Consider the following 26,979-nt stretch of genomic DNA (forward strand, 5'->3'; position numbering starts at 1 on the left):
AGGTGAAGCCATGCAACGTTATGCGGTCGGTATTGAATTTAGTGGTATTCAATATCGAGGTTGGCAAACACAACAGCCAGGCGTTGCCAGCGTTCAGGAAACTATAGAGCGTGTACTCAGCAAAATCGCTGATGAACCAATCACACTTCACGGTGCTGGTCGAACAGATGCAGGAGTACATGCAACAAATATGGTGGCTCATTTTGACACTAATGCGATTCGTCCAGAGCGTGGATGGATCATGGGAGCAAATAGCCAACTTCCTAAGGATATTTCAATTCAGTGGATTAAACAGATGGATGAAGAGTTCCATGCACGTTTTAAAGCCACTGCTCGTCGCTACCGCTATGTTGTATATAACGCTCCACATCGCCCTGCACTTTTACATAAACAAGTCACGCATATTTATCAAAAATTAGACGTGCAAAAAATGATTAAAGCTGCCAGCAAATTTGAAGGTACGCATAACTTTGAAACCTTCCGTGCAGCAGCCTGCCAGTCAAATCAACCTGTACGACATGTAAAGCATTGCCGTTTGTTTCAACATGGACGTTATTTAGTTTTAGATATTCAAGCTGATGGCTTTTTACATCATATGGTTCGAAACATTATGGGTTGCTTACTTGAAATTGGGCAAGGCATGTATGAAATCGACCATATTGATACAATGTTCGCAGCCGAAGATCGAAAGGCAGCAGGAATTACCGCCCCACCTGATGGTCTCTATTTTATTCAATGTTATTATCCCGAGCAGTTTGACTTACCACAACCACCGCTCGGGCCACATTGGTTAAACCTACCTGAGTAGGCTTAACCAATTTTTGGTTCTAACGATGTTGCTTACGCTTACGGTACTCAACCGGTGTTTCGTTAGTCCAGCGCTTAAACGCGCGATAGAATGTACTCGGTTCAGAAAAACCTGTTAAATACACAATACGCTCAACACTCTCATTAGTGTTAGCTAAAAGTTTTTTAGCTAAACGACAACGGTAGTCAGAAAGTATTTGCTGGAAGCTGGTATTTGCTTCACTTAACTGCGTCCGTAAACGACGCGGCGTAATATTTAATTGTGCCGCTACGGTTTCTAGCGTCGTTTCTCCACTTTCAAGTGTCGAACCAATCGCACGACGAACCTCACCCACTAAATCATAACGGGCAAGTTCTTGTAACTTTTCAATCGCCAATTGTTCATGCAATTGAAGTAATTCAGGCTCTGCCTGCCAAAGCTGAAAATCTAAAATGGCAGGGTCAAAATATAGCCGTGTTTCTTTCTGCCCTAAGCTTACCGGACAGCCATAGACACGGAAGTATTCATCTTCAGAAGCACCTTCACTGAAATTAAAATCAATGAAGATCGGATGAAACTGGCCTTCGGTAATAAATTTGAAGAATCTGAGCACACCTGAAATCGCACATTCTGAAAAATGACGATTAACAAGGTTGTCTGCCCCTACCTGCTCACCATTGGTCAAATAGCAGCGTCCATCTTCAACCACCAGTTTTGCATCAAATGCATCACTAATGAGTCGCTGGTAAGCCAAAGCTCGCTTAAGCCCTTCACCAAAAGTTTCACTACTAATAAATAAATGTTCAATCACCTGACCACGGTACAAAGGTAAATGCTCACCTAAATGCAAACCGATGTCTGGATCTTTACTGACTTCCTGAGCAGCAGTCCAAAAGGCATACTGCGCACTTAAAGGAGTACGTGCGTTTGTATCGACCTGATTTAAAGCGACTCCCGCTTTAGTTAATATTTCTTCTGTTGGCAATCCTGCACGACGAATTGCTTGATAGCCAAAACGTAATACAACTGATGCATCTGTTAGCTGACCCACGCAGTGCCCTTCCATGTAGATACTTCATTGATACTTAGGAGCTGTTGACTCTTTATGCATGAACAGTCCCTAATAACTATGATTTTAGATTAGCGTTGATTGACCAAACTGACAACAGAATTAGAGTTCTTTTGTGAAAAAAATTACATCTTTTTTATTAGTCATACTTTAACCAGATGCTTTCACAAGAAGATGTCTATCTTGTTTTTTTTAAATAAATTGACTATAATTTGCGCCTTTCCAATTTGATCATCAGGTAGGCTATGGCCAATAAAGAGGAACTCATTGAGTTCGAAGGCGTTGTCACCGAAACGCTTCCTAATACGATGTTCCGTGTACGTCTTGAAAACGGTCACGAAGTTATTGCACACATTTCTGGTAAAATGCGTAAACACTATATTCGTATTCTTACTGGCGACAGTGTGAAAGTCGAAATGACTCCATATGACTTAACCAAAGGTCGTATTACGTACCGTGCTCGCTAATTAGTGAATGCAAAAAAGCCACTTCATCATGTGGCTTTTTTATTGCGTTTTTTATTCACTTAATCGACTGGTTTTACATCCCACCGTTTGGCATTCACGCAATCTTTCTTGCAGCCAATGGTTTCTTTCTTGCGTTGTCTGTAAACGACACTGCACGTCTACGCTATTTCTATTAGAATCTGTACATTCAGCATCACGTTGGCGTATCCAAGCAAGCTGCGACTTCTTAAGCGTATTTCTTTGTGCTGTATTTAATTTCGCTCTTAATGCCTGATAATTCTTATTCAGGTCTGCATCAGCACTCGCATAGATTTTATTGGTACAGTAAATATCATCATAAGTATTACGAGCACTATCACAGTTATCAGCATAGACCGTGGTTATTCCGAAACACAAAAAGGCAAAAACTATTTTTTTCATACTCTTCTTCCTTAAGTTTTGGGCAATTATTATTAGTCTGTAAATATAAGAGTAAGTCTAAAGGCAAACTCACCTTCTATTTATCATAATCTTGCTTTTTTACTTTACAAGTTAGCAAATCCAACCTATTGTTCTTTAATGATAAATATAATTCTATATAGAGAAAAAATGAATATATCTACCTTATGTCAAATGAGTTTGCTTTCATTCATGCTATTTAATATTAATGGCTGTGCTAGTCATCCACGCCAATCTGTAGATTTGCAAGAATATTTAAAAAATTTTATAGGCAAATCATCTACAACGATTCAGCAAGATCTCAACTTACGAAGTCTTGGCTTTCAAGTCGCCCGCACACCACAAAAAACTTCTGATCAACTTATTTATACGATTTTACGGCCCTTAAGCATCCCAATTCCGATGGTAAGTAATGTAGATATGAGAGGTGGTTCTGTTCCCATACAATCAGGAAATTTGAGCGGCAACTCTTATGATATTAACTTTAATTGCAAGGTTATTTTTAAACTCAAAAATGACATTGCCGAATCTATTCAATACGAAGGTAAAGCTTGCTAAACACAACCATAAAAAAACGCAGCTTTAAGCTGCGTTTTTTAGCAAACTAGCGATTAAGCAAGAGCAGCAACAACTGCTTCACCCATCTCGGCTGTACCTACTTTAGTCATGCCTTCAGACATAATATCGGCTGTACGTAAACCTTGATCAAGTACTTGCCCTACTGCATCTTCAATTGCTTTAGCAGCAGCTTCTTCACGGAAGGTATAACGAAGCATCATCGCAACTGAAAGAATGGTTGCCAACGGGTTTGCAACGTTTTGCCCTGCAATATCAGGCGCTGAACCATGACAAGGTTCATACATGCCTTTGCCATTTTCATCTAAAGAAGCCGATGGCAACATACCAATTGAGCCGGTAAGCATTGCTGCTTCATCAGACAAAATATCGCCAAACAAGTTACCTGTCACGATTACATCAAACTGTTTAGGCGCACGTACAAGCTGCATGGCAGCATTGTCCACATACATATGTGAAAGCTGAATATTTGGATAGTTGGCTTGCTGTAAATCCGTGACCGTTTGCTTCCAAAGCTCTGTTACTTCTAAAACATTGGCCTTATCTACAGAACACACTTTACCGCCACGCAATCCTGCAAGTTCAAAAGCAACTTTTGCAATACGCTTAATTTCGCTTTCAGAATAAACGTCAGTGTTATAGCCCTGTTTTTCACCATTTTCGAGTTCACGAATACCACGTGGTTGACCAAAATAGATACCACCAGTCAATTCACGAACGATCAAAATATCTAAACCAGCAACTATCTCAGGTTTTAAGCTAGAAGCATCGGCTAATTGTGGATATAAGATTGCTGGGCGCAAATTAGCAAATAAGTTAAGTTCACTACGAATTTTTAAAAGACCGCGTTCAGGACGGATAGAACGTTCAATAATGTCCCACTTTGGTCCGCCAACAGCACCTAATAAAATGGCATCAGCTTTTTTTGCTTGCTCGCTAGTTACGGCTGGATACGGCTCTCCATGAGCATCAATCGCTGCACCACCTAACAAGCCATGTTCCCAAGTCAACGACAAATTAAATTTTTCATTTACTTTATTTAATACTTTTTCTGCTGCCCCAACAATTTCAGGACCAATCCCATCGCCAGCCAAAATTAAAATCTGTTTAGACATGAAGTTTTCCATTTTCAAAGACAAGACAGCGTTACGACTGCCGTGGTGTTAGTTTTTTCTGTTCGAGAAATTCACCTAGTCCTGTGGTGACATCAAATGGTCGACAAAAACGGCGAATTACCCGCCCATCCTGCTCTAAGTCAACACATAATGGATCTGGTACAGAAACATTCAGCAAACTACCCGAACGGTTAGATTTGTCTCGGTACATTTTAAACATATAGCGATGGTTAGCTTTGAATTGGTGAATAACATGAATCGTTTCAGCCCGATCTGGAGAAATCGGATAGTAACGAATCACCACTTCATATTGTTTGGCAGGCACAGATAGATACAAACTATTGCTTTGACTTAACACCGAACCATTTAATCTCACAATTCCTTGATGAATTGCCTGATTACTAATACGACGTGTCTGTGCATCAACAACAGTAATATCATTTAGCCGTTCAAATTCGCAACTTTTTGCGCCCGAACAATATATTGCTGCATTCTGCCCCAAATTTTCTTGTTCAGCCTGCTTAATACGAACAGTATCCACTACATTGTAAGTGCTCTGACAAGCACTTAGTGTTATCGCGCACAGGCTCAACAAAAAGCTATGAGTAACGTTCCTCTTCATTGTTCAAGCCCAATCCTCATCTAGTGCATAATTTTAAGCTGTTGTTATGCTTTAGCATGTTAGCAAGAGTTTGAACACGACGCCATGACTATGTTTAAAATGTACCGAAAGGTTAATTTATCTCTTGGAATACCCAAGGACGAACCTGTTTGGTTTTTTCTTCATAAGCGCGAATTGCGTCCGCATTTTGAAGAGTTAAACCAATATCATCCAAGCCATTTAACAAGCAATGCTTACGAAATGGATCTACCTCGAATTTAAACGCTTCACCTGTTGGCGTACGTACTTCTTGAGCTGCTAAATCAATTGTTAATTGATATCCGTCATTGACAGCGCATTCTTTAAATAACTGATCAACAATGTCTTCAGGCAAAATGACTGGCAACATTCCGTTTTTAAAACAGTTATTAAAGAAAATATCAGCAAAGCTTGGTGCAATAACGGTACGGAAACCATATTCGTTTAATGCCCAAGGCGCATGCTCACGGCTTGAACCACAACCAAAGTTAGTACGAGCAATTAAAACGGTTGCTCCTTGATAACGAGGCTGATTTAAAACAAAGTCCGGATTTTTTGGACGTACCGAGTTATCTTGCCCTGGATAGCCTTCATCTAAATAACGAAGTTCGTCAAATAAGTTGTCGCCAAAACCTGTACGTTTAATCGACTTTAAAAACTGTTTTGGAATAATTAAATCTGTATCAACATTGGCACGATCTAATGGTGCAACGATACCTTGTTCAACTGTGTAAGCTTTCATGGTTTGCTCCAGACCGAATTAAAATGAACGAACGTCAACAAAATGACCTGCTATCGCAGCCGCCGCTGCCATTGCCGGACTGACCAAGTGAGTACGACCACCATTACCCTGACGACCTTCAAAGTTACGGTTCGAGGTTGATGCACAATGCTCACCCGGTTGTAACTTGTCTGCATTCATTGCCAAGCACATTGAGCAACCCGGTTCACGCCATTCAAAGCCAGCTTCCAAGAAGATTTTATCCAAACCTTCTTTTTCAGCTTGTTGTTTGACTAAACCAGAACCCGGAACAATCATGGCTTGCTTAATGCTAGGTGCCACTTTACGGCCTTTAACTACTTCAGCAGCAGCACGGATGTCTTCAATACGAGAGTTCGTACAAGAACCGATAAAGACACGATCAAGTTGAATATCAGCTAATGCCTGACCTGCATTTAAGCCCATATATTGATATGCACGTGTCCAGTCATTGCGTTGTACGTCATCTTTCGCTTGTTCTAAAGTTGGTACAGCTTTCGATACCGGAATCACCATCTCAGGTGAAGTTCCCCAAGACACTTGTGGTTCAATCTCTGCACCATTTAACTCAACTACAGCATCAAAAACAGCATCAACATCTGAATGTAAAGTGTTCCAGTAAGCAACGGCTTGTTCCCACTGCTCACCTTTTGGTGCGTAGCTACGGCCTTTTACGTATTCAATAGTCTTATCATCAACTGCGACCATACCCACACGAGCACCCGCTTCAATCGCCATGTTACATACCGTCATACGTCCTTCAATCGACATATCACGGAAAACTTGGCCACCGAACTCAATTGCATAACCCGTACCGCCTGCAGTACCGATTTTACCGATAATGGCCAACACGACATCTTTTGGTGTTACGCCCTTACCTAAAACGCCATTAACACGAACCAACATATTTTTTGATTTTTTCTGAATCAAACATTGTGTCGCTAAAACGTGTTCAACTTCAGATGTCCCAATACCATGCGCCAAACAACCAAAGGCACCGTGAGTCGCTGTATGCGAGTCACCGCATACCACCGTCATACCCGGTAATGTTAAGCCTTGTTCAGGTCCAACAACATGCACAATACCTTGGCGAATATCATTAATACCGAATTCAACGATATTAAATGCCTTACAGTTATCATCTAAGGTCTGAACCTGAATACGAGATGTATCATCTTCAATACCAGCGATGCCCTGATCACGTTCTTTTTTAGAGGTTGGAACGTTGTGGTCTGGGGTAGCTACATTTGCACTTAAACGCCATGGTTGACGACCAGCAAGTTGCAAACCTTCAAATGCTTGTGGACTTGTTACTTCATGCAATAAATGACGGTCGATATAAAGTAAGCACGAACCATCATCACGCTGAGTAACTACGTGGTCATCCCACAATTTGTCATATAAAGTTTTGCCTGCCATGTCGTCTTGCTCCATTGGACTGGGTAATTCTAATCTTTCTTCGATTATAGCCAGAGTTTTACATAAATCTAATTTATCATTTTTATAAATTAGAAAACTTTTAGGAATCATTCCTGAATGTTTTAATATCGGTCAAAATATATAAATCGGATTTGCTAATGATTATCATTTGCATAATCCATTTTTAATCCTATACTCTCATCTCTATACTAAAAATATCAAATACAGGTAGAGAGAATGGTTATGGCTAATATTCAAAAATTCGTTGTTAATAATCAACGTACATTAAAGAAAACCTTAAGTTACTACATAATGCATATTACGGTAGCCATGTTAGTTGCCTACTTTGTAACGGGTAATATTTGGATGGCTTTAACATTAAGTATGTTAGAACCAACAGTACAAGCTTTTGCATTTTTCTTTCATGAAAAAGTATGGGCAGCAAAAGACCGCCGTATATCAGCTTTAAGCGAAAACGGGACGACTGCTTAGATTAAGATTAATACGCTAAATCACAACTTTATAGAACGTTGAGCTGCAAGCATGATACGATTTTGGCTTGGCAACTTTAGCCTCTCTCGATTTTTCTATTCCAAGTAGAGTTGTATTATGAATCTTGCAGCCTTTGAAGCTTTTGTAAAAGTTATGGAAACAGGTTCGATCTCTGTGGCTGCGGATCAACTATTTATTACTCAACCTGCTGTCACCAAACGTATTCATAGCCTAGAAGAGTACTTTGGCGTAAAGCTATTTGAGTCGGCAGGCCGTGGGGTTCAAGCAACTCATGCTGCGCATTCATTATTACCAAAAGTTAAAAGCTGGTTAAATGAACTTCGAGATATTCACCACACGCTAAGTCATGAACAAACCCAAATACAAGGTCGTTTAAAAATCGGGACGAGTCATCACATCGGTTTGCATCACTTGCCTGCTCCGCTTAAACACTTTGTTCAGCAGTTTCCTCAAGTCACGCTAGATGTACATTTTGTTGATTCCGAACAAGCACACGAACAGGTACTTGCTGGCGATTTAGAGTTAGCTTTTTTAACACTCCCGCCCTCAGGTGATGAGCGTCTTAACTATATTACGATCTGGAATGATCCTTTAGTTTTTGTAGCTGCTCCATTTCATCCATTGGCTCAAAAAAAGAATTTAACCTTACAAGATTTAATTGAATATCCAAGTTTGCTACCTGCCGCACAGACTTATACAGCTCAAATCACTTTAGCTGAGTTTGAAAAACAAGGCCTTAAACCGAAAATTACCATGAGCAATAACCCACTAGAGTCAATTCGTATGTTGGTTTCTATTGGTTTAGGTTGGTCAGTTTTACCAAAAACTCTGCTGAATCAAGATATGCAGCAGCTTGATTTAAATGTCGAGATGAACCGTCAGCTAGGTATGGTATGGCATCCTGCACGTACTCAATCTAGAGCCATGCAAGAGTTGATTAAAATGATGCAAGAATAACAGTATTAATGGCTATATTTTTTAACAAGGATATAAATCAAAGCCGCGAAAGGTAGTAGTAAAAATAGAACGCCCCAACTGAAACATATAGCAGCGAAAATAATTCCGCCAAGTGCACTCATAAACAGTAAAGCAATGATATAAATAAGTAACTCACCAAAAATAGCGGTAATGAGCTGATCTATAAATTCTTGAAAGAAACCATTGCTACCTTTACTTTTAGTGCGCTTATTTTTAGTCATGCTATTTTAATTAATAAAGTTATATATTGATTAGAAATAATACTATAAATATATACCCTTTACTCTACTATCATTATACTTTTCACTTAAGATTCATGAGCGTGAAGAATCAATATTCAAAGATAATTAAAATCGGTTTATATATATTTATAACTTTAGCTATCTTAGTTCTAGTTACATTTATTTGGTTTAAACCGATACGTGTTATTTTCGCCCATCACCTTTCATTGTTACATTGTGATGGTCAAGTCTGTGTAGATGATCCAAAGACACAGCCTCTTGCAAAGACACTTTATAATCAGGCATTAAAAGAGACCCAAAATAAAGTAGGTGCTTTTCATCAACAACCCACTATGGTTTTTTGCTCAACTCCACAATGTGCAAATACCTTTGGTATGGAAAAAGCAGCCGCTAAAGCGGTTGGTAATTTGGGGTTATTGGTTGCACCGCGAGGCTGGAAAGATTTCTATATCACTCATGAGCTTATTCATCATCGACAAGCAGAAGAATGGGGAAATATAGCAATGCTAACTAAACCTAAATGGCTGGTAGAAGGCATAGCTTATAGCTTAAGTGATGACCCACGACCTACTTTATCGGTTCCTTTTCAACAATGGCGAGCTCAATTCAAGCTTTGGCATCAACAAAATCCTGATTCAAATATTTGGCATGCCACAGAGAAAGTTAAATAATTTATTAGAGAGCTTCCGGAATATTACATTTTTCTAGGAAGCTCTTGCTTTAAATTAAATCGACCAGTCCTGAATTTCCCAGTTGTGTTCTTGAGCCAGTTTCTCAAGACGATCATCAGGGTTGACTGCAATCGCATGCGTTGCATATTCAAGTAAAAAACGGTCATTAATTGAATCTGAATAAGCCCAAGACTCAGAAACGCTACGACCGTCCAGCCATGCCTCAAGACGTGCAAGTTTGCCCTTTTGATAACACGCTAAACCCGCCACTTTACCTGTATATTTACCATCAGCAACCTCGGCGTTAGTTGCTAAGATTTCAGTAATTCCAAATTCACGGAAAATCGGCGCAGTAATAAAATCACTTGTTGCTGTAATACCTACAATGGTATGGCCTAAATCTTGATGTTTTTTGATTGCATCAAAACCTTTTGGTCGCATTTGAGGACGAATCACTTTTTCCATAAACAACTGATGAAGCTCAGTTAAGTAGTTATTGTCATGCTTTGTTAGAAAGCCGAAAACAAACTCATTATAAGCATATGGATCTAGTTGCCCTGCTTTGTAGTCTTCATAAAATTTATCATTCATCTGACGATGATGAACCGGATCAACCAAACCTTCATTGACTAAAAATTCACCCCACGAGTGGTCTGAATCGGTATTTAACAAGGTATGGTCTAAATCAAACAACGCCAGTTTCATGAAAATTCTCGTTTAAACTGAAATTTAAGAAAAAAAATGTAAATCTATCTCCGCTAGTCGATAGAAATTCGTTAAGATCGTAACAATTTAAACATTTTACTTTGATCTTTTCGAGCTGGACATAAAAAAGTGTTTGTCCCCGTGATCGAAGTCAACGATATAGACAATATTTAGGTAGCCAAATGATCGACTCAGAAGGTTTCCGACCCAATGTCGGGATCATTTTGGCAAACGATGATGGACAGGTTTTATGGGCAAAGCGCATTGGTCACAATGCTTGGCAATTTCCACAAGGAGGCATCCAGTTTGGAGAAACCCCTGAACAGGCACTTTTTCGAGAACTGAGAGAAGAAATCGGCTTATTGCCCGAGCATGTCCAGATTATTGCGCAAACCAAAGGATGGCTGCGTTATCGTTTGCCACATCGGTATATTCGGTCAGACTCTGACCCCGTATGTATCGGACAGAAACAGAAATGGTTTTTACTGAAGTTAACTGCGCCTGCAAAAAACATTCAGTTAAACCTTGCCGACCCGCCTGAATTCGATGAATGGCAGTGGGTTAGCTATTGGTATCCTCTTGGTCAAGTGGTGAACTTCAAACGTGATGTTTACCGTAAAGCCATGGTGGAGTTGTGTACACAGTTGCCAGTGCAACAATTACCCTAAAAATCATTTATCTAGCAAATGATTTTTATTAAAAGTGCTGTTATAAATACATTCATAGTCTAAAAAAATACTGGAGTATACATCCATGTCAAACATGCAACTCGACACTCTAAGACGCATTGTCCAAGAGATTAATGCGTCCGTGAGTTTGCATGAATCGTTAGACATTATGGTCAATCAGGTTGCTGAGGCCATGAAAGTGGATGTTTGCTCTATTTATTTACTCGATGAACGCAATCAACGTTATGTATTGATGGCCTCAAAAGGCTTAAATCCAGAATCTGTTGGGCATGTTTCATTGCAGTTAGGTGAAGGCTTGGTGGGTCTGGTTGGGCAACGTGAAGAAATTGTTAACCTTGACAATGCGCCAAAGCACGAACGCTTTTTGTATTTACCTGAAACGGGCGAAGAAATTTATAACTCATTCCTTGGCGTACCCGTCATGTATCGCCGTAAGGTAATGGGTGTTTTAGTTGTCCAAAATCGACTTCCTCAAGATTTTAGTGAAGCAGCCGAATCATTTTTAGTCACCTTATGTGCGCAGCTCTCAGGTGTTATTGCACATGCGCATGCGGTTGGAAATATTGATGTATTTCGTAAGCCAAGCAATGGGCCTGCCTATAAGACCTTTCAAGGCGTTTCCGGTGCAGGTGGGGTGGCTTTAGGTCGCGCTATTATTTTATATCCGCCTGCCGACTTAGGTTCAGTACCTGACCGCGAAGCAGAAGATATCAGCGATGAACTCCGCATTTTAGATCAAGCTATTTCATCGGTACGTTCAGAGATTCGTTCTTTAGACGAAAAAATGCATGACTCGCTCATGGCAGAAGAACGGGCTTTGTTTAGCGTATTCTTAAGAATGTTAGATGAAAATGCCTTACCTGCAGAAATTAAAGAACTGATCCGTGATGGGCATTGGGCACAAGGTGCGGTGCGCCGTGTAATTGAAAAACACACTGCCCTATTTGCACAAATGGAGGACGATTATCTTCGTGAACGCGTTTCTGACCTTAAAGACTTAGGGCGACGTATTCTAGCGTGCTTACAAGAAGAAGATTCGAGCCACCGTGAACTTAGCCCAGACAGTATTTTAATTGGTGAAGAAATTAGTACCGCTGCGCTAGTAGAATTGCCAGTAGATAATATCGCAGCGATTGTGACGTCAGAAGGCGCAGCTAATTCGCATATGGTGATTGTTGCCCGTGCATTAGGTATTCCAACGGTTGTCGGCGTAACCGAACTACCTGTAAATACGCTTGATGATGCAGAAATGATTGTGGATGCCTATCAGGGCCGTGTTTTTGTAAACCCTCCACGTCGTTTACGTCAACGTTATAAAGAAATTCAAAAAGAAGACGAGCAAATCGCAAAAGATCTCAAACAATATGAGACCAAAGAAGCGATTACACCAGACGGTGTCTCTGTTCAACTGTTTGTGAACACAGGCCTTATGATTGATGTAGTCCGCGGTGTACAACGTGGCGCTCAAGGTGTGGGTTTGTACCGTAGTGAAATTCCATTCATGTTACGGGAACGTTTCCCGGGTGAAGAAGAACAACGTGCCATCTATCGCCAACAGTTAAGCCACTTTGCCAATAAGCCAGTGGTCATGCGTACCCTAGATATTGGTGCCGATAAAGACTTACCTTACTTCAGTATTGAAGAAGAGAACTCGGCATTAGGGTGGCGCGGTATTCGTTTCACGCTCGACCATCCGGAGATTTTCTCAGCACAAATCCGGGCAATGCTTAAAGCCAGTATTGGTTTAAATAATTTGCATATCCTATTGCCAATGGTAACGACAGTAAGTGAAGTCGAAGAAGTACTTTATTTACTTGAGCGTGACTGGATTGCAGTACAAGAAGAAGAACAAGTTAAAATTACTAAACCAAAAATCGGGATTATGGTTGAGGTACCGAGTGTACTGCTACAAATTGATGAGTTCGCAGAACTTGTCGATTTCTTCTCGGTTGGTTCAAATGACTTAACTCAATACTTACTTGCTGTGGACCGTAATAATCCGCATGTCGCAAACGTCTATTCACACTTCCATCCGTCTATTTTGCGGGCTTTAACTCGACTCGTGAAGGAATGCCATAAATACCAAAAACCGGTAAGTATTTGTGGTGAGATGGCGGGTGATCCGTTATCGGCAATCTTACTGATGGCCATGGGCTTTAACACCCTTTCGATGAGTTCAAGTAACATCTTGCGTGTCCGAAAAGCAATTTGCCATGTCCCAATGTCAGATGCCCAAAAGCTGCTTGATGATGTCATGAAAATGAATAATCCGCTTATTGTAAAAAGCTGGCTTGAGTACTACTTTAAAACTCACGGTCTAGCCGATATGGTTAAATCTAACCGCCTTGTAAGCGTATAAATACTTAAAAAGGAGAGTCAAAAAGCTCTCCTTTTTCAATTCATCTATTTTTAAATTTTCTCTTTATTTTTAAGCTGCCACTTAGCGCACTCCTGATCTTTAATTTCCCCAAAAATCGGTTTTACCAATTAATATGGACAATTTAATCCATTTGAAAAATAAACAATCAGATTCTAGTATATTTAAAGAACGAAATTGAAAGATATTGCGATGTTTCAATGATTAAGGAGCTCATGCTATGCGTCATTATTTGCAAAATTTGAACCATTTTCCCTCTTGTTTTTTAGCCTTCATGCAGTAAATTGAAGGAATAATAAACAAAGGAAACTCATGTATTGTTGAATAAAACTGATGAGCTGACATAACAGTGAAAAATTTTTAAAACGGTTTCTCTCACCATTTGTTCTCTCATTTCTTTATTCGATACGCATCATTTTTTTAACCCAGAAGTCCAGGAAAATGAGCCTTCAGTTTTATTAAGAGCTCAATAAATATTACCCAGAGAGAATATAATCATGTCAAACGAATCAAAATGTCCTTTTTCAGGTCATAACTCAAAACCGCAAGTAACAGTCGGTGGTGGCACGGCTAATTTACACTGGTGGCCAAATCAATTACGTGTTGACTTACTCAATCAACATTCAGAACGCTCTAATCCACTCGGTAAAGATTTTAATTACCGTCAAGAATTTAAAAAACTCGACTACTACGCACTTAAAGCCGATATCAAAAATGTATTAACCGATTCCCAAGACTGGTGGCCAGCCGACTGGGGAAATTATACGGGCTTATTTATCCGTTTAGCGTGGCATGCTGCCGGTACATATCGTATGGGTGATGGCCGTGGTGGTGCCGGTCGTGGTCAACAACGTTTTGCTCCATTAAATAGTTGGCCTGACAATGCAAGTTTAGATAAAGCACGCCGTTTACTATGGCCAGTTAAACAAAAATACGGTCAAAAAATATCTTGGGCCGACTTATTTATTCTTGCCGGGAACATCGCACTTGAGTCTTCTGGTTTCCGTACCTTTGGTTTTGGTGCTGGTCGTGAAGATGTTTGGGAACCAGACAATGATGTAAACTGGGGTGATGAAAAAGAATGGTTAGCTCATCGCAACTCTGAAGCATTGGCGGGCAGTAATCTTGCTGCAACCGAAATGGGTCTAATTTATGTGAACCCTGAAGGACCACAAGCGAGTGGTGACCCACGATCAGCAGCACCGTTTATTCGTGCCACTTTCGGCAACATGGCAATGGATGATGAAGAAATTGTTGCCTTGATTGCAGGCGGTCATACTTTAGGTAAAACTCACGGCGCTGCCCCTGCTGACCATGTCCAAGCAGACCCGGAAGGTGCACCAATTGAACAAATGGGCTTTGGTTGGGCAAACAGCTATGGTACAGGTGTCGGTAAAGATGCGATCACTTCAGGTTTAGAAGTTATTTGGTCACAAACGCCAACACAATGGAGCAATTACTTCTTTGAAAACCTTTTCAAATACGAATGGGTACAAGAACGTTCACCTGCTGGCGCAATTCAATGGGTAGCAGCAGATGCTGAAGCCATTATTCCAGATCCTTTCGACCCATCAATTAAACGTAAGCCAACGATGCTTACTACAGATTTGACCCTACGTTTTGACCCTGAGTTCGAAAAGATCTCTCGTCGTTTCCTTAACGATCCACAAGCCTTTGCCAATGCTTTTGCTCGTGCTTGGTTTAAATTAACTCACCGTGATATGGGACCAAAAGCACGTTATTTAGGTCCAGAAGTTCCTGCTGAAGATTTAATTTGGCAAGATCCATTACCTGCTGCTAGCGCTACACCATCTTCTGCAAGCATTGCTGATGCAAAAGCAAAAATCGTTGCTCTAGGGTTATCTGCTGGTGAGTTGGTTTCCCTTGCATGGGCATCTGCATCAACATTCCGTGGTGGAGATAAACGTGGTGGTGCAAACGGTGCACGTATTGCTTTATCACCACAACGTGAGTGGGTAGTAAACAAAAAAGCTGTTGAGACTTTAACTAAAATTGAAGAGCTCAAGGCATCAACCCAATTGTCATTGGCGGATTTAATCGTGTTAGCTGGTAACGTTGGTGTAGAACAAGCTGCTCAAGCAGCAGGTTTCAATATTACCGTTCCGTTTGCCCCTGGTCGTGTTGACGCATTACAAAGTCAAACCGATGTTGAATCATTCCAATTACTGCTCGGTCTTGCTGACGGTTTCAGAAATTGGAAAAAACAGGGAGTCAACACACCAGCTGAAGTCTTATTAATTGATAAAGCACAACAACTGACTTTGACTGCACCAGAGTTAACTGCATTGATTGGTGGTTTACGTGTACTGGGCACTAACTGGGATGGTTCTCAACATGGTGTCTTCACTCAGCAAGTTGGTGTACTCAGCACAGACTTCTTCACAAACTTACTCGACATGTCGAATGTATGGGCACCTGTTGATTCCACAAGTGAAGTATTTGAAGGTAAAGACCGTAAATCAGGCACAGTGAAATTTACCGCAACACGTAATGATTTAGTCTTCGGTTCAAACTCAATCTTACGTGCATTAGCAGAGGTTTATGCTCAGGCAGATGGTAAAGAAAAATTTGTTCAAGACTTTGTTGCTGCATGGACTAAAGTCATGAATCTTGACCGTTTTGACTTAGCTTAATTTAAGCCAAAATAATAAAAAGCCAGTTCAAATTGAACTGGCTTTTTTAATACAAAACAATGAATTTTAGACAGTCAATTTATGCCCTTCTCGAATGCAATAAAAAGGATTAGCAAGCTTTGATGAAGCTTTAATGGCTTGAGCTAACGCATGTTCAGGATCTTCACGCCCCTCATCCGTTAACTGAAAAGTTCGATAGTGAATTGCCACAGACCGATGTGCTTGTAAATCTAAATGCGCATGAACTGCATCTTGCGGATTCATATGAACATAGCTCATTAATTTACGAGGTTCATAAGCTCCGATTGGAAGTAAGGCCACACGCGGCGCGCCATAGCGCGTATGAATTTGTTTGAAGTGGCCCGCATAACCGGTATCACCCGCAAAAAAACAATGTCCTGTTTTCGCCAAAACCGAAAAGCCGCCCCAAAGTGCCTTATTTTGGTCACGTAAACCCCGCCCCGAGCCATGCTGAGCAGGTGTATAAACAATTCTTAATTCGTGATAAGGAATTTCCTGCCACCAATCCATTTCAATTACATGGAACTCTTTAGGTAAGTAAAATCCGTTGCCAAGCCCTGTATAAATCGGCATAGCAAACTTCTTATGAAGCCACTCAAGCGTTGCTAAATCCATGTGGTCATAATGGTTATGGCTCAACAATACCCCATGAATGGTAGGTAACTGCTCTAAAGCAAAACCCGCTGGGCATACACGGCGTGGACCACGGCCATGTAAAGGACTTGCGTAGTCACACCATACCGGATCGGTAATAAAGTTATAAGGTCCAATTTGAATGAGTACCGTAGCATGCCCTACAAACCAAACTTGCCAATCATCTAAATCCGCATGAGGACGGTTTTGTGGTAAAGCAATTGGTGTATTAACACGTACATCATATTCATTCTGAATATCAACATTCCAAGTATAAGACTCACGAGTGACTAACCAACGCAATAACTCTTTCGATCCTCGTGCAGGCGATCTAGGCTGCTGATTATAAAAACGGGTATCATTTTCATGGCCCAGTTCAGGATGACAAAAAGGAGGTTTTATCCATGTATGCGTCCAACAGGACTGAGTCGGCAATTGATAAGTTAATGTCGGCTTGTCTTTCATGGGCTTATTCTATGGTTGTAGCATCAGGAGGATGAATCATTCAGTTTTCTATCTTAGCGATTTAAATAAATTAAGCTATGACACTTACACTTATTTATCATATAAATATCCCTTTTATTTTTGTCACAGCCGACATAGATCAATCTAAAGTGCCACAAAAAAATGTTTAGATGTGTTGAGTTTGTGATTCGTTAATTACTATTCTTATTAAAAGCTACTGTATAACATAACAATAGAATATAATAAGCAAAGACTTACAACAGAGATGAGCTAATTTCTTTGTGGTTAATCTCTTATTTTTAAAACTGCTCAATTTTATCAATTTTGCTTCATATATAAACTATTAAACCAAGCAGCACATGCACTGAAAAAACTAAAAAATATAGTAAGATGAACCGAAACATTTATTAACAAAATACTCCTTACGCTTTTTTTGTTAGAAATTAAGATTCTCAATTCTTAAATTAACAATACTTTTTTTCATAATATGAGAAAACTTTAAGTGAATTTCTGAAAAGTAATTTAAATTTCTTTTCTAAATTTAAAATCACTTTGGTTATGAATATGAATTAATATATTTTACAAATTAATAATTAAATAAAATTTCATATTAATTTCATAATGATTTATAAATTTTCATTTATTTTATAAATACCTAAAGCACCTTCACGCTATATAGTTTTATGCTTTATACTTTGCTTAAATCATAGTAAGACATTTTTTGGATTAGTCTTATGGAATTACGCCATCTTCGATATTTCATTACAGTTGCTGAAGAATTAAATTTTAGTAAGGCCGCTCTCAAACTCTATACTGCTCAACCCTCCCTTAGCCAACAAATTAAAGATTTAGAAGAAGATGTCGGGGTACGACTTTTAAACCGCACAAAACGTAAAGTTGAGTTAACAGAAGAAGGTGAAGTATTTTTAGAGCATGCCCGTTTAACGCTTGCTCAAGCTGATAAAGCAGTAGCGATGGCCCGCCAAGTCTCAAAGGCTAAACAACAATTATTACGTATCGGTTTCGTCCCCATCGCAGAAATGAAAATTTTTCCATACGTACTTCCAAATCTGCGCTTACAACACCCTGACCTCACCATTGAATTATCAAGTTTAAATAACGCTGAGCAACTCAAAGCCTTAAAAAGAGGTGAACTCGACATCACGTTTACCCGTGATAATACTGAAAATGATGAAATCCAAAGCCAATTTGTCTTAACAGAACCTTTAATTTTTTTATTACCAAGAAACCATCCACTTGCGAAATATGACCGTATTCCGGTCAAAGCTTTGCATGGTATTGATTTTATTATTCCGGCAGCTGAACAATCTAATACACTACACAATACAATTTTAGAGTTTACTAAAACTCATGGTATTGACCTCAATATTGTACAAAAGGCCGATAGCATTTTACTTAATATAAACTCTATTGGTTCAGGCCTAGGTTGTACTATTTTACCTGCCTATGTCGCGCCTTTAGGGGTTTCTAACACTGTAGTTCGCCCTCTAGATGTCGAATTACCTTCTTTAGATTTATTTGTTAGTTATCGTAAAAATACAGAGTCAGTCGGTGTAAAAAGATTTATTGATCAACTCAACAAAGTATTTCATCTTGATAAAAATCTAGATTAAGCACTTTAGGTATATTTACGCTTATTATTAAATAATAAATGAGTTAGAAAATTTAAATGCATGTATAAAAAATGAAATTAAAATTTATTTAATATCTTTTATCGATTAATTAATTTGAGATAATTTTTATTATATTTTAGATTGTCACACTTAATAAAAACAAAAATGACGATCTAAAGTATAAAGGTTATATAAAACTTAATGTTAAATTAACCAAATAGTAAAAAATATATTTAAGATAACAGCAAGGAGAGTTAACAAGATGGTTGGACTATTTCAGCATTTAGGACGTAGTGTACAAAACCGCCCTCACTTCTTTATTGCTTTAATTTTTGGAGTGGTTGTTGCAAGTTTATTGGCATGGCTCACTTCATGGAAATGGTCTACCATTTTATTAGCAAGCTGGAATGGCTCAATCAGTTTATATTTACTCCATGTCTGGAAACTGATGAGAAGTGCCGACCATTCACAAATGCAACAGCAAGCCAAAAAACAGGACGAAAGTAAATGGGTCATTATGCTCATTGTTTTATTGGCCATCACAATGAGTCTAGTTGCGATTTTGGTACAACTTTCCCAGCTCCCTTCTGGGCATTATGAAAAGTTAGGACATGTAGCGTTAGCTTTACTCACCATTATTTCAGCATGGCTTTTCATGCATACTGTTTTCGCTTTGCATTATGCCCATGACTTTTATATGGCTCTATCCAGAAATGAAGAGAACGGTGGGTTAGACTTCCCGGGTACCGAACATCCGACCTACCCTGACTTCTTATATTTTAGCTATATCATTGGCACCTCAGCACAAACCGCCGATGTTTCAATTACCAACAAACATATGCGTCTTTTAAACTTATTTCATGCTGTATTATCTTTTGGCTTCAACACGACCATTTTAGCGATTTGTATTAACGTTGCTGCTGGCTTTCTTACTAACTAGACCCTTTATTAAAAAACAAAAAAGCCCCATTTAGGGGGGCTTTTAAGAATAACTATACTTACAACAGTTGGCCCATACTGCTTTGTTTTAGGCCTTCGCGCTGTTTGATCGTTTCAACATAACGTGTAATGGCTGGGTGCGATTCAATCGTTTTCATTTTTAATTGCCATAATAGCATGGCTCCAACACTTACATCTGCGGCGGTAAATTGTTCACCACATACATACGGATTTGCTTCACTCAGTCCTTGAACTAAAGCTTGATAAGCATCGTTATAATCACCATAACCCACAAACATTTTTTGCTCTGGTGAGATCTCTATTCCTAAAGCTTTATCGACACCAGCAGCTTCCCAAGGACCTGCCATCATAAAGAGCCAACGATAGTACAAACCACGTTTCGGATCATCTAAAGCAGGTGCCAAACCTTTGTCACTAAATTTGTCTGCCAGATATGCACAAATTGCACCTAATTCATAAATAACGACATCGCCATCTACCAATACAGGCACTTTCCCAAACGGATTAAGCTTTAAATATTCGGGTGATTTCATCTCGGTTCGGTATGCTACTTCAATACGTTCACATTCCACGCCAAGCTCAACCAAAAGCCAGTCTATAACGACACCACGCGATTCATTGTTAGTATAAAGTTTAAGACTCATTCTTATTGCTCCTTGTTTATCGTGATTCCTAGTCTACAAATACCTTTTGTCAGTTTTTGTCAGTAGTCCTTTGCATTTCTTGTTTCCACCATCTTTGAAACAGATGTTTTTTAAATTCAGGATATATTTCCTCACTCATTTGCAAGTTATGAATACGATCTATCCGAAAATGGCGAAAGGCCTTCCGTAATTCACACCAAGCAGCAAGTACAACTTTGTCATGTAAATACCCTAAAGCAAAAGGCCAAAGAGAACGTTGACTCATACGCTTGTGTTCATCGCAATAATCGACTTTGATCTTTACTTGTTTACGGATCGCTAAACGTACTTGTTCTACTAAAGCTTCATCAACCGGGTGCCAGTAATGTGTAACACCTAGCGTCATGTCATCGATCAAATATTTCCGGTGCTCTGGTAAAACCGCATAAAGTTTAGAATAGATTGAAACGGCTGCCGATTTCATTGCCTGATCTGGAACGTCTTTCAACCACTCTAAAGCTAAAAATAGAGCCTCGGCTTCATTCTCATTAAAAGTAACCGGTGGTAATAAAATGTCTTCTTTAAGCTGAAACCCCAAACCTGCCGATGCATCTATTCTCACACCTTGAGCACGTAAACTATCAATATCACGGTAAATGCTGCGAATACTAATTCCCAAGCGTTCAGCCAAGACTTGAGCAGTAACGGGATAACGAGATTCACGGAGTTGCTGTAAAAGATTTAATAGACGAATAGAGCGGCTCATTTTTTCTCTTCTTATTGTTCTTTAGTTTTAAAAATAAGGAGGAATAAATTCCTCCTTCTTACATCATTTTAAATTACGCTACGTCTACAGTAGATAACTTTGCATACTCTCTTAAAAAGTTGTGCAGCTCAGGTACATCTTTAGCAATGGTTAAAGGCTGGAACTGTTGTAGAACTTCGACCGAGTGCACTCCATAGCCCACCCCAATACGAGGCATACCTAAACGCTGAGCCATTTCAAGGTCATAACTACTATCACCAATCATAACTGCCTGTTCAACACTTACTCCAGTTACAGTCAAGATTTCTTGTAACATGAGTGGGTCTGGTTTTGAACGGGTTTCATTGGCTGCTCGAGTAACATCAAACAGATGAGTACTCTGTGTTTTTGCAATCACACGGTCTAATCCACGACGGTTTTTACCCGTCGCAACTGCAAGTTTTAAACCTTGAGCTTTTAAGTCATGAAGTAGTTCAGAAATACCTTCAAACCATGCATCATTTGTCGAGTTGGCAATATAGTGATCGCCATATGCTTTTAAAATCGAATCATGCAAATCAGGTACTTCTGGAAATAAGGTCTGCATCACTTCCGGCAAACCTAAACCGATAATACTCTTTGCGGCTTCATCAGTCAGAGTTAACTTATGCTCTTCTGCCGCCTGCTGTAAACTTGCAACAATCTGACCAACAGAATTATATAAAGTACCATCCCAGTCAAAAATCACTAATTCGGTTTTCAGACTCATTTTGCTACTCTCAAAGCCTCTAATAACTGGGTCATGTCTTCTGGCAACGGTGCTTCAATCGTTGGGTAACCCGGAATATCCAAACGCATGGCATGTAAACACAAACGGCGTGCTTCAGGCCCCGTATATGCAGTGTTGTGCCCATATTTATCATCGCCAACCAACGGATGTCCAATACTTAAACCATGTACACGAATTTGATGGGTACGCCCTGATAAAGGAGATGCATGAACTAAAGTGGCATTTTTAAAGCGCTCTGCAACTACCCATTCGGTTTTACTTGGCTTACCTTCTTTAGATACACGTACACGACGTTCGCCATTGGCTAACTCATAACGAAATAAAGGAGCATCAATGAGCTGTTTATCAAGACTCACCTGACCTTTTACAATCGCTGCATAGGTCTTACGAATTTTGTGTTCACGCAACATATCTTGTAGCAGTTTTAAAGTGCTACGCTTCTTACTAATCATAACTAGGCCAGAAGTATCGCGGTCAATACGGTGAATCAGTTCTAAATATTTTTTACCTGTTGCCGCGCGTAGTGCCTCAATCAAACCATAAGCCACGCCACTACCGCCATGTACAGCAATACCCGATGGTTTATTTACAACTAATAGTCCTTCATCTTCATAGACCACACGGCTTAATAAACCTTGAGCCACACTGTCGCTTACAGGAACAGCAGTTTCATCTTTTTGTTCATAGCGAATAGGCGCAACACGAATCTGGTCTCCAATTGCAAGTTTGGTCTCGGCTTTAATACGTTTTTTATTCACGCGAACCTGACCTTCACGAATCAAACGATAAATTCGACTCTTTGGCACACCCTTTAAACGTGAAAACAGGAAATTATCGATTCGTTGTCCTGCTTGATGCTCATCCACCTCAAACCAAGTGACACTTTGCCATTGCTGTGTAGAATTCATACTAATATTTAAACCTGAAATTTTACGAAATTTGATTAATAAATGACCGATTAGCTTAGTTTTTTCACAAGAAATCTAAGCTTAGCCCATAGGCAGATGCTGCAAGGTTTGATATAGTCAGCGCACGGATACCACCGTAAGTGAACATCTAAAGGGAAATTTCCCTGATTGAAACCTCAATCAAAATGATGCTTTCATCACCAGCTCGGACAGGTCCTAAAGAATTATGCCGACGCCGAAGGCTTATTATATCGGCAAAATGACAAACTGTTGCGTTTAATTCAGTTTGTTCAAAAAAATATGTTACCAACTCTAGTTGGTTATGGAACGTAAACTGATACACATCAGACAAATCGCTCCTTAATGTTGCCTTCAGGCTAAAGCGTTGATGCATTGGAACTGCCGAAAGCACCGATACGATGAGCATTCCGTATCAAACTTCCAATAAAGAAGTCACTTCGCGCCCAATGACAGTGAAAGTCATTAACCAATGCACCGCTCACCCGCCAGTGAAGCAAAAAGGAATTCCGATTTAAAGGTTGAAGCAGTATTGCCTACATCACAGACGAGAATCGAAGCTAAGGCTAAATGTAGCCGGTAACAGATGACTCAGACCACAAGTATTTTGAGATCTGGGAAATGATCCGTCATGTTCGATGTTCGTTCAGAACCTTTAAGTTTGTTTGGTTTGTTTGTGTGAGTCACTATTAGGTGTCACACCCATGAAACGTATGTTGATTAATGCAACTCATGCCGAAGAAGTTCGCGTTGCACTTATCACTGGTAATCGTCTTTACGATTTTGATTTAGAGAATCGTACCCGAGAACAGAAAAAATCCAATATCTATAAAGGCCATGTCACCCGCGTAGAACCATCTTTAGAAGCTGTTTTTGTTGAATATGGCGCAGGTCGTCAAGGCTTCTTGTCTATGCGTGAAATTGCGAACAGCTATTTTCAGGCAGACCCACGTCAAACTTCAAACATTCGTGAACTTATTACTGAAGGCACAGAGCTTTTAGTTCAGGTTGAAAAGGAAGAACGTGGTAATAAGGGTGCAGCACTTTCTACGTTTATTTCCCTTGCAGGCCGTTATTTAGTTCTTATGCCAAATAACCCGAAAGGTGGTGGTATTAGCCGTCAAATTTCAGGTTCAGTACGTGAAGAATTAAAAGAAATTTTAGCTTCTTTAAATGTACCTCGTGGTATGAGCGTGATTGTTCGTACTGCCGGTATTGGGCGTACTCAAGAAGAATTACAGCTCGATTTACAACACTTACTTGACCTTTGGGCACAAATCCAAGGTACAGCGAGCTCAGGCCCTTCTCCGATGCTTGTTCATCAAGAAGCGGGTGTAGTAACACGTGCAATTCGTGATTACTTACGTGATGACGTTGCTGAAATCTTAATTGATAGCGAACAAGCTTATAACGAAGCATATAACTTTGTTAAAGCAGTGATGCCTCGTCAATTAGACAAATTAAAAACTTATACTTTAAACGAGCCATTGTTTGCTCATTTTGGTATTGAAAGCCAAATTCAAACTGCTTATGAACGTGAAGTAAAACTTCCTTCGGGCGGTTCAATCGTCATTGACCAGACTGAAGCTTTAGTTTCAATCGATATTAACTCTGCGAAATCAACTCGTGGACATGATGTTGAAGAAACTGCACTGAATACTAACCTTGAAGCAGCAGAAGAAATTGCTCGCCAGCTTCGTTTACGTGACATTGGCGGTTTAGTTGTTATCGACTTCATCGATATGACTAAAGAGCGCAACCAACGCATGGTTGAAGCAAAACTTCGTGAAGCAACACAAAGCGATCGTGCCCGTATCCAGTTCGGTCAATTGTCTCGTTTTGGCTTAATGGAAATGAGCCGTCAACGCTTACGCCCATCGCTTGAAGAAGCAACAGGTTATGTATGCCCTCGCTGTCATGGTACAGGCATGGTTCGTGATTTACGTTCGCTTTCTCTTTCAATTATGCGTAAAGTTGAAGAGATTGCACTTCGTGAACGTCATGGTGAAGTTCAGGTTGAAGTTCCAGTTGAAATTGCAGCCTTCTTGCTTAATGAAAAACGCCATAGTCTGGTGTATTTAGAGCAAACTTCTGGTGTACGTGTGACTGTATTACCACACCCGCACTTAGAAACTCCACATTACGAAATTGCATATAACCCAGATGGCTTTGCTCCATCTAGCTATGAACGTACAGAAGCAACCCGTTCTAGCGAGAAAGAGTTAGGTTATGAGTCTTCTGAATGGCATTTAGAAGAAGCAGATCATGGCCATGCTCATGTAACTGCTACAGCTTCAACTCATGCTGCGGCTCAGAAAAAAGCAAATCATGCAACTCAACCTGTAGCACAACCTTCTGCTCAAAAAGCAGCAAGCCCATGTGCATGGTTAGAAAACCTGTTTGTTCAAAAACAAGCGCAAACAGTTGATCAATCTCGTTCAGCACAAAATGCTGCTGCTGCGATTGAGCAAATGGTGAATACAGGCGCAGTAAGCCGCGGACAGTTCGGTCAAGTAGCCGTACCTGCTGTTGCAGAAGTTGCGCCAGTTCAATCAAATAACGCTTATATTTCACAGTCACCTGTGAAACAAGACGTTCGTGAACATGTTGAAAAAGATGATAAATCTCAGCAACAACGTCAGAACAACAAAAAGCGTAAACATAAAGAGCAACGTGAACAACATCACCAATCACATGAACAGCAACATCAAGTTCATGAAGAAGTAGTTCAATTGTCACGCCAAGAACAACGTGAGTTAAAACGTCAGCAAAAACGTCAACAGCAGCAAGATCAGCAACATCAAAATAATGATGTACAACACACTGAAAATGCTGTGCCACGTCGTGACCGTAATAATCAACAACGTCCAAACCGTCCAAATCGCCACCGCGATCCAAGTGTATTAAATGAAAATCAAAATACACCGGTTGTTGTTGATGAAAAACAAATTAAGGTTGATGTGATTGATGCACCTAAGCATGATGTCATGAACACTGCTTTAATCATCAATGTTGATCAAGGTCAAAGTGAGATTGTTGCACTTACACCTGAGCGTCGTCACGTTGAGCGAGTTGAAACGACTTCTACTGAAGTTGCTCAAGAGCCAACTCCAGCTCCTGTTGTAGCCGAGAAAGCTGCTGTAGTTGAAACCAAAGAAGAAGCTCAGCCAAGCCAAGAAGCTGCTCAGCCACAAATCAAACGTGCTAGCAATGACCCTCGTATGCGTCGTCGTCAGCAACGTGAGGCTAAACACGCTAAGGCAGCTACCCCATCTATTGCGCCATCGCAAATTCCAACTTTGGCACAACACACAATCGGTAGTTTAATCCGTCATGTGTATGGTGAAGATTGCACCGTATTGATTGAACAATTTGGTCTAGTCCCAACGTTTAATCGTGCTTTGCAGAAATTTGCAGAACAGTACGCAAGTACGTTAGTAGTTGAAGTTACTGCTGAAACGGAAGAGAAAAAGCCGGTAACTCGTGATGCAGAACTTCCAAGCCACAAACCGGCTGAAGAAGCAGAACCTGCACCAGTACTTCCGCTTACTCCGCCGCAAGCACCAGCTCCACGTGTTGCAAATGACCCGCGTGAGCGTCGTCGTTTAGCAAAACTTGCTGCGGAACAAGCATTTGAGCAAGTGAAACAACAACATTCTGCTCAAGAAGAAGTTGCTACTCCTGCTCCTGTAGCAGAAGAAACCGTTGCTGCTCCAACTGCTGAAACACAAGCAACAGTTGAACCAGCACAACAACCGCTTGAACTTAATCAGTCAACTGAAGTCGTACAACCTGAGGCTGCTCCTGCAGAGGAAAAAGCTACAGAAGAAACAGTAGCTGAAGCTCCTGCAGCGAAGGAACCTGCGCCATCAAAAGCAGCAAGCAAAGCAAAAGCAGCGGCTGAAGAAACAGTAGCTCCGACTGAAGCAACAACTGATGCCGAATCAGAAGACGTTAAGGCAGATAAGGACAAACCGAGCCGCCCTCGTCGCCCTCGTGGCCGTCCGCCAAAAAAAGCTAATCCTGTAGCTGAGTAAGCCATTTGCTCAATTGCAGCTAATTTAAACAAACCTAGTCATTTC

25 protein-coding genes are annotated in these 26,979 nt (G+C 40.2%); 12 read left to right on the forward strand and 13 right to left on the reverse strand.

Annotation, left to right across the window (positions count from 1 at the left end; genetic code table 11):
- Positions 1-10 precede the first annotated feature (10 nt).
- Positions 11-808, forward strand: a complete 798-nt coding sequence (gene truA, locus NQ782_RS08655; protein WP_032033519.1) for a tRNA pseudouridine(38-40) synthase TruA — start codon at positions 11-13, stop codon at positions 806-808.
- Between the two features lie 19 nt (positions 809-827).
- On the opposite strand, the gene NQ782_RS08660 is transcribed toward truA, so the two are convergent.
- The gene (locus NQ782_RS08660; RefSeq protein ID WP_002009591.1) at positions 828-1,838 is read right to left on the reverse strand and encodes an AraC family transcriptional regulator; all 1,011 of its coding nucleotides are present in this window, start codon (positions 1,836-1,838) and stop codon (positions 828-830) included.
- Between the two features lie 263 nt (positions 1,839-2,101).
- On the opposite strand from NQ782_RS08660, the gene infA reads away from it, so the two are divergent.
- Positions 2,102-2,323, forward strand: coding sequence for a translation initiation factor IF-1 (gene infA, locus NQ782_RS08665; RefSeq protein WP_001284370.1), 222 nt, complete (start codon positions 2,102-2,104; stop codon positions 2,321-2,323).
- A gap of 51 nt (positions 2,324-2,374) precedes the next feature.
- Here the strand turns inward: infA and NQ782_RS08670 are convergent, their stop codons facing one another.
- The gene (locus NQ782_RS08670; RefSeq protein WP_000724608.1) at positions 2,375-2,743 is read right to left on the reverse strand and encodes a lysozyme inhibitor LprI family protein; all 369 of its coding nucleotides are present in this window, start codon (positions 2,741-2,743) and stop codon (positions 2,375-2,377) included.
- A 168-nt stretch (positions 2,744-2,911) separates the two neighbouring features.
- Here NQ782_RS08670 and NQ782_RS08675 point away from each other — a divergent pair, with 168 nt between their 5' ends.
- Complete coding sequence (locus NQ782_RS08675; protein ID WP_002030185.1) at positions 2,912-3,319, forward strand: hypothetical protein; 408 nt, start codon at positions 2,912-2,914, stop codon at positions 3,317-3,319.
- 53 nt (positions 3,320-3,372) lie between these two features.
- Here NQ782_RS08675 and leuB read toward each other — a convergent pair whose 3' ends face one another.
- The 4 genes from leuB to leuC all read right to left on the reverse strand — a co-directional run bounded on the left by leuB (position 3,373) and on the right by leuC (position 7,271).
- Entirely contained in the window at positions 3,373-4,452 is a 1,080-nt protein-coding gene (leuB, locus tag NQ782_RS08680; RefSeq protein WP_057094124.1) for a 3-isopropylmalate dehydrogenase, read from the reverse strand.
- Positions 4,453-4,483: 31 nt separating this feature from the next.
- The gene (locus NQ782_RS08685; protein ID WP_001984507.1) at positions 4,484-5,074 is read right to left on the reverse strand and encodes a hypothetical protein; all 591 of its coding nucleotides are present in this window, start codon (positions 5,072-5,074) and stop codon (positions 4,484-4,486) included.
- Positions 5,075-5,186: 112 nt separating this feature from the next.
- Positions 5,187-5,834 (reverse strand): 3-isopropylmalate dehydratase small subunit, encoded by a 648-nt coding sequence (gene leuD / locus NQ782_RS08690; protein ID WP_032051085.1) that lies wholly within the window; start codon positions 5,832-5,834, stop codon positions 5,187-5,189.
- Positions 5,835-5,852: 18 nt separating this feature from the next.
- Positions 5,853-7,271 carry a 3-isopropylmalate dehydratase large subunit gene (gene leuC, locus NQ782_RS08695; protein WP_057094126.1) on the reverse strand — a complete coding sequence of 473 codons (1,419 nt, stop codon included), beginning with the start codon at positions 7,269-7,271 and terminating at the stop codon, positions 5,853-5,855.
- 237 nt (positions 7,272-7,508) lie between these two features.
- On the opposite strand from leuC, the gene NQ782_RS08700 reads away from it, so the two are divergent.
- Positions 7,509-7,763: a DUF2061 domain-containing protein gene (locus tag NQ782_RS08700; protein WP_171251931.1), complete on the forward strand. Its 255-nt coding sequence runs from the start codon at positions 7,509-7,511 to the stop codon at positions 7,761-7,763.
- A 117-nt stretch (positions 7,764-7,880) separates the two neighbouring features.
- Complete coding sequence (locus NQ782_RS08705; protein ID WP_001046500.1) at positions 7,881-8,741, forward strand: LysR family transcriptional regulator; 861 nt, start codon at positions 7,881-7,883, stop codon at positions 8,739-8,741.
- 5 nt (positions 8,742-8,746) lie between these two features.
- Here NQ782_RS08705 and NQ782_RS08710 read toward each other — a convergent pair whose 3' ends face one another.
- A complete protein-coding gene (locus NQ782_RS08710) occupies positions 8,747-8,983 on the reverse strand; it encodes a hypothetical protein (protein ID WP_000164722.1) in 237 nt (78 codons plus the stop codon).
- 95 nt (positions 8,984-9,078) lie between these two features.
- On the opposite strand from NQ782_RS08710, the gene NQ782_RS08715 reads away from it, so the two are divergent.
- Positions 9,079-9,675 carry a hypothetical protein gene (locus NQ782_RS08715; protein ID WP_057093326.1) on the forward strand — a complete coding sequence of 199 codons (597 nt, stop codon included), beginning with the start codon at positions 9,079-9,081 and terminating at the stop codon, positions 9,673-9,675.
- A gap of 54 nt (positions 9,676-9,729) precedes the next feature.
- Here NQ782_RS08715 and NQ782_RS08720 read toward each other — a convergent pair whose 3' ends face one another.
- Positions 9,730-10,380, reverse strand: a complete 651-nt coding sequence (locus tag NQ782_RS08720) for an HAD family phosphatase (RefSeq protein WP_000761586.1) — start codon at positions 10,378-10,380, stop codon at positions 9,730-9,732.
- 182 nt (positions 10,381-10,562) lie between these two features.
- Here NQ782_RS08720 and NQ782_RS08725 point away from each other — a divergent pair, with 182 nt between their 5' ends.
- From NQ782_RS08725 to katG, 3 genes are all read left to right on the forward strand, one after another.
- A complete protein-coding gene (locus NQ782_RS08725; protein WP_000567254.1) occupies positions 10,563-11,048 on the forward strand; it encodes an RNA pyrophosphohydrolase in 486 nt (161 codons plus the stop codon).
- 85 nt (positions 11,049-11,133) lie between these two features.
- The gene (ptsP, locus tag NQ782_RS08730) at positions 11,134-13,428 is read left to right on the forward strand and encodes a phosphoenolpyruvate--protein phosphotransferase (RefSeq protein WP_000069121.1); all 2,295 of its coding nucleotides are present in this window, start codon (positions 11,134-11,136) and stop codon (positions 13,426-13,428) included.
- Between the two features lie 515 nt (positions 13,429-13,943).
- Positions 13,944-16,100, forward strand: a complete 2,157-nt coding sequence (gene katG, locus NQ782_RS08735) for a catalase/peroxidase HPI (RefSeq protein ID WP_057093327.1) — start codon at positions 13,944-13,946, stop codon at positions 16,098-16,100.
- 66 nt (positions 16,101-16,166) lie between these two features.
- Here the strand turns inward: katG and NQ782_RS08740 are convergent, their stop codons facing one another.
- Positions 16,167-17,219 carry an MBL fold metallo-hydrolase gene (locus NQ782_RS08740; RefSeq protein ID WP_000653392.1) on the reverse strand — a complete coding sequence of 351 codons (1,053 nt, stop codon included), beginning with the start codon at positions 17,217-17,219 and terminating at the stop codon, positions 16,167-16,169.
- Positions 17,220-17,953: 734 nt separating this feature from the next.
- Between NQ782_RS08740 and hcaR the strand changes: the two genes are divergently transcribed.
- Both hcaR and NQ782_RS08750 read left to right on the forward strand, forming a co-directional pair.
- Complete coding sequence (gene hcaR, locus NQ782_RS08745; protein ID WP_000423241.1) at positions 17,954-18,853, forward strand: DNA-binding transcriptional regulator HcaR; 900 nt, start codon at positions 17,954-17,956, stop codon at positions 18,851-18,853.
- 262 nt (positions 18,854-19,115) lie between these two features.
- Positions 19,116-19,793 carry a DUF1345 domain-containing protein gene (locus NQ782_RS08750; protein ID WP_000232918.1) on the forward strand — a complete coding sequence of 226 codons (678 nt, stop codon included), beginning with the start codon at positions 19,116-19,118 and terminating at the stop codon, positions 19,791-19,793.
- Between the two features lie 58 nt (positions 19,794-19,851).
- Here the strand turns inward: NQ782_RS08750 and NQ782_RS08755 are convergent, their stop codons facing one another.
- The 4 genes from NQ782_RS08755 to NQ782_RS08770 form a co-directional block, all read right to left on the reverse strand.
- Positions 19,852-20,457: a glutathione S-transferase family protein gene (locus NQ782_RS08755; RefSeq protein WP_000053846.1), complete on the reverse strand. Its 606-nt coding sequence runs from the start codon at positions 20,455-20,457 to the stop codon at positions 19,852-19,854.
- 49 nt (positions 20,458-20,506) lie between these two features.
- Positions 20,507-21,202: a YafY family protein gene (locus tag NQ782_RS08760; protein ID WP_000091418.1), complete on the reverse strand. Its 696-nt coding sequence runs from the start codon at positions 21,200-21,202 to the stop codon at positions 20,507-20,509.
- A gap of 73 nt (positions 21,203-21,275) precedes the next feature.
- The gene (locus NQ782_RS08765) at positions 21,276-21,950 is read right to left on the reverse strand and encodes an HAD-IA family hydrolase (RefSeq protein ID WP_057093842.1); all 675 of its coding nucleotides are present in this window, start codon (positions 21,948-21,950) and stop codon (positions 21,276-21,278) included.
- Positions 21,947-22,879, reverse strand: coding sequence for an RluA family pseudouridine synthase (locus NQ782_RS08770; protein ID WP_001089412.1), 933 nt, complete (start codon positions 22,877-22,879; stop codon positions 21,947-21,949). Before NQ782_RS08770 ends, NQ782_RS08765 begins: the two co-directional genes overlap by 4 nt.
- A 722-nt stretch (positions 22,880-23,601) precedes the next feature.
- On the opposite strand from NQ782_RS08770, the gene NQ782_RS08775 reads away from it, so the two are divergent.
- Entirely contained in the window at positions 23,602-26,934 is a 3,333-nt protein-coding gene (locus NQ782_RS08775; RefSeq protein WP_000827319.1) for an Rne/Rng family ribonuclease, read from the forward strand.
- The last annotated feature ends 45 nt before the right edge of the window (positions 26,935-26,979 follow it).

It is taken from the genome of Acinetobacter sp. BD54, assembly GCF_044778325.1.
GTDB lineage: Bacteria > Pseudomonadota > Gammaproteobacteria > Pseudomonadales > Moraxellaceae > Acinetobacter > Acinetobacter baumannii.

Excerpts from the sequence above, each read along its gene's own strand:
- truA (WP_032033519.1), top strand. The coding sequence starts at position 11 with ATGCAACGTTATGCGGTCGGTATTGAATTTAGTGGTATTCAATATCGA.
- infA (WP_001284370.1), top strand. The coding sequence starts at position 2,102 with ATGGCCAATAAAGAGGAACTCATTGAGTTCGAAGGCGTTGTCACCGAA.
- NQ782_RS08670 (WP_000724608.1), bottom strand. The coding sequence starts at position 2,743 with ATGAAAAAAATAGTTTTTGCCTTTTTGTGTTTCGGAATAACCACGGTC.
- NQ782_RS08675 (WP_002030185.1), top strand. The coding sequence starts at position 2,912 with ATGAATATATCTACCTTATGTCAAATGAGTTTGCTTTCATTCATGCTA.
- leuB (WP_057094124.1), bottom strand. The coding sequence starts at position 4,452 with ATGTCTAAACAGATTTTAATTTTGGCTGGCGATGGGATTGGTCCTGAA.
- NQ782_RS08685 (WP_001984507.1), bottom strand. The coding sequence starts at position 5,074 with ATGAAGAGGAACGTTACTCATAGCTTTTTGTTGAGCCTGTGCGCGATA.
- leuD (WP_032051085.1), bottom strand. The coding sequence starts at position 5,834 with ATGAAAGCTTACACAGTTGAACAAGGTATCGTTGCACCATTAGATCGT.
- leuC (WP_057094126.1), bottom strand. The coding sequence starts at position 7,271 with ATGGCAGGCAAAACTTTATATGACAAATTGTGGGATGACCACGTAGTT.
- NQ782_RS08700 (WP_171251931.1), top strand. The coding sequence starts at position 7,509 with ATGGTTATGGCTAATATTCAAAAATTCGTTGTTAATAATCAACGTACA.
- NQ782_RS08705 (WP_001046500.1), top strand. The coding sequence starts at position 7,881 with ATGAATCTTGCAGCCTTTGAAGCTTTTGTAAAAGTTATGGAAACAGGT.
- NQ782_RS08710 (WP_000164722.1), bottom strand. The coding sequence starts at position 8,983 with ATGACTAAAAATAAGCGCACTAAAAGTAAAGGTAGCAATGGTTTCTTT.
- NQ782_RS08715 (WP_057093326.1), top strand. The coding sequence starts at position 9,079 with ATGAGCGTGAAGAATCAATATTCAAAGATAATTAAAATCGGTTTATAT.
- NQ782_RS08720 (WP_000761586.1), bottom strand. The coding sequence starts at position 10,380 with ATGAAACTGGCGTTGTTTGATTTAGACCATACCTTGTTAAATACCGAT.
- NQ782_RS08725 (WP_000567254.1), top strand. The coding sequence starts at position 10,563 with ATGATCGACTCAGAAGGTTTCCGACCCAATGTCGGGATCATTTTGGCA.
- ptsP (WP_000069121.1), top strand. The coding sequence starts at position 11,134 with ATGTCAAACATGCAACTCGACACTCTAAGACGCATTGTCCAAGAGATT.
- katG (WP_057093327.1), top strand. The coding sequence starts at position 13,944 with ATGTCAAACGAATCAAAATGTCCTTTTTCAGGTCATAACTCAAAACCG.
- NQ782_RS08740 (WP_000653392.1), bottom strand. The coding sequence starts at position 17,219 with ATGAAAGACAAGCCGACATTAACTTATCAATTGCCGACTCAGTCCTGT.
- hcaR (WP_000423241.1), top strand. The coding sequence starts at position 17,954 with ATGGAATTACGCCATCTTCGATATTTCATTACAGTTGCTGAAGAATTA.
- NQ782_RS08750 (WP_000232918.1), top strand. The coding sequence starts at position 19,116 with ATGGTTGGACTATTTCAGCATTTAGGACGTAGTGTACAAAACCGCCCT.
- NQ782_RS08755 (WP_000053846.1), bottom strand. The coding sequence starts at position 20,457 with ATGAGTCTTAAACTTTATACTAACAATGAATCGCGTGGTGTCGTTATA.
- NQ782_RS08760 (WP_000091418.1), bottom strand. The coding sequence starts at position 21,202 with ATGAGCCGCTCTATTCGTCTATTAAATCTTTTACAGCAACTCCGTGAA.
- NQ782_RS08765 (WP_057093842.1), bottom strand. The coding sequence starts at position 21,950 with ATGAGTCTGAAAACCGAATTAGTGATTTTTGACTGGGATGGTACTTTA.
- NQ782_RS08770 (WP_001089412.1), bottom strand. The coding sequence starts at position 22,879 with ATGAATTCTACACAGCAATGGCAAAGTGTCACTTGGTTTGAGGTGGAT.
- NQ782_RS08775 (WP_000827319.1), top strand. The coding sequence starts at position 23,602 with ATGAAACGTATGTTGATTAATGCAACTCATGCCGAAGAAGTTCGCGTT.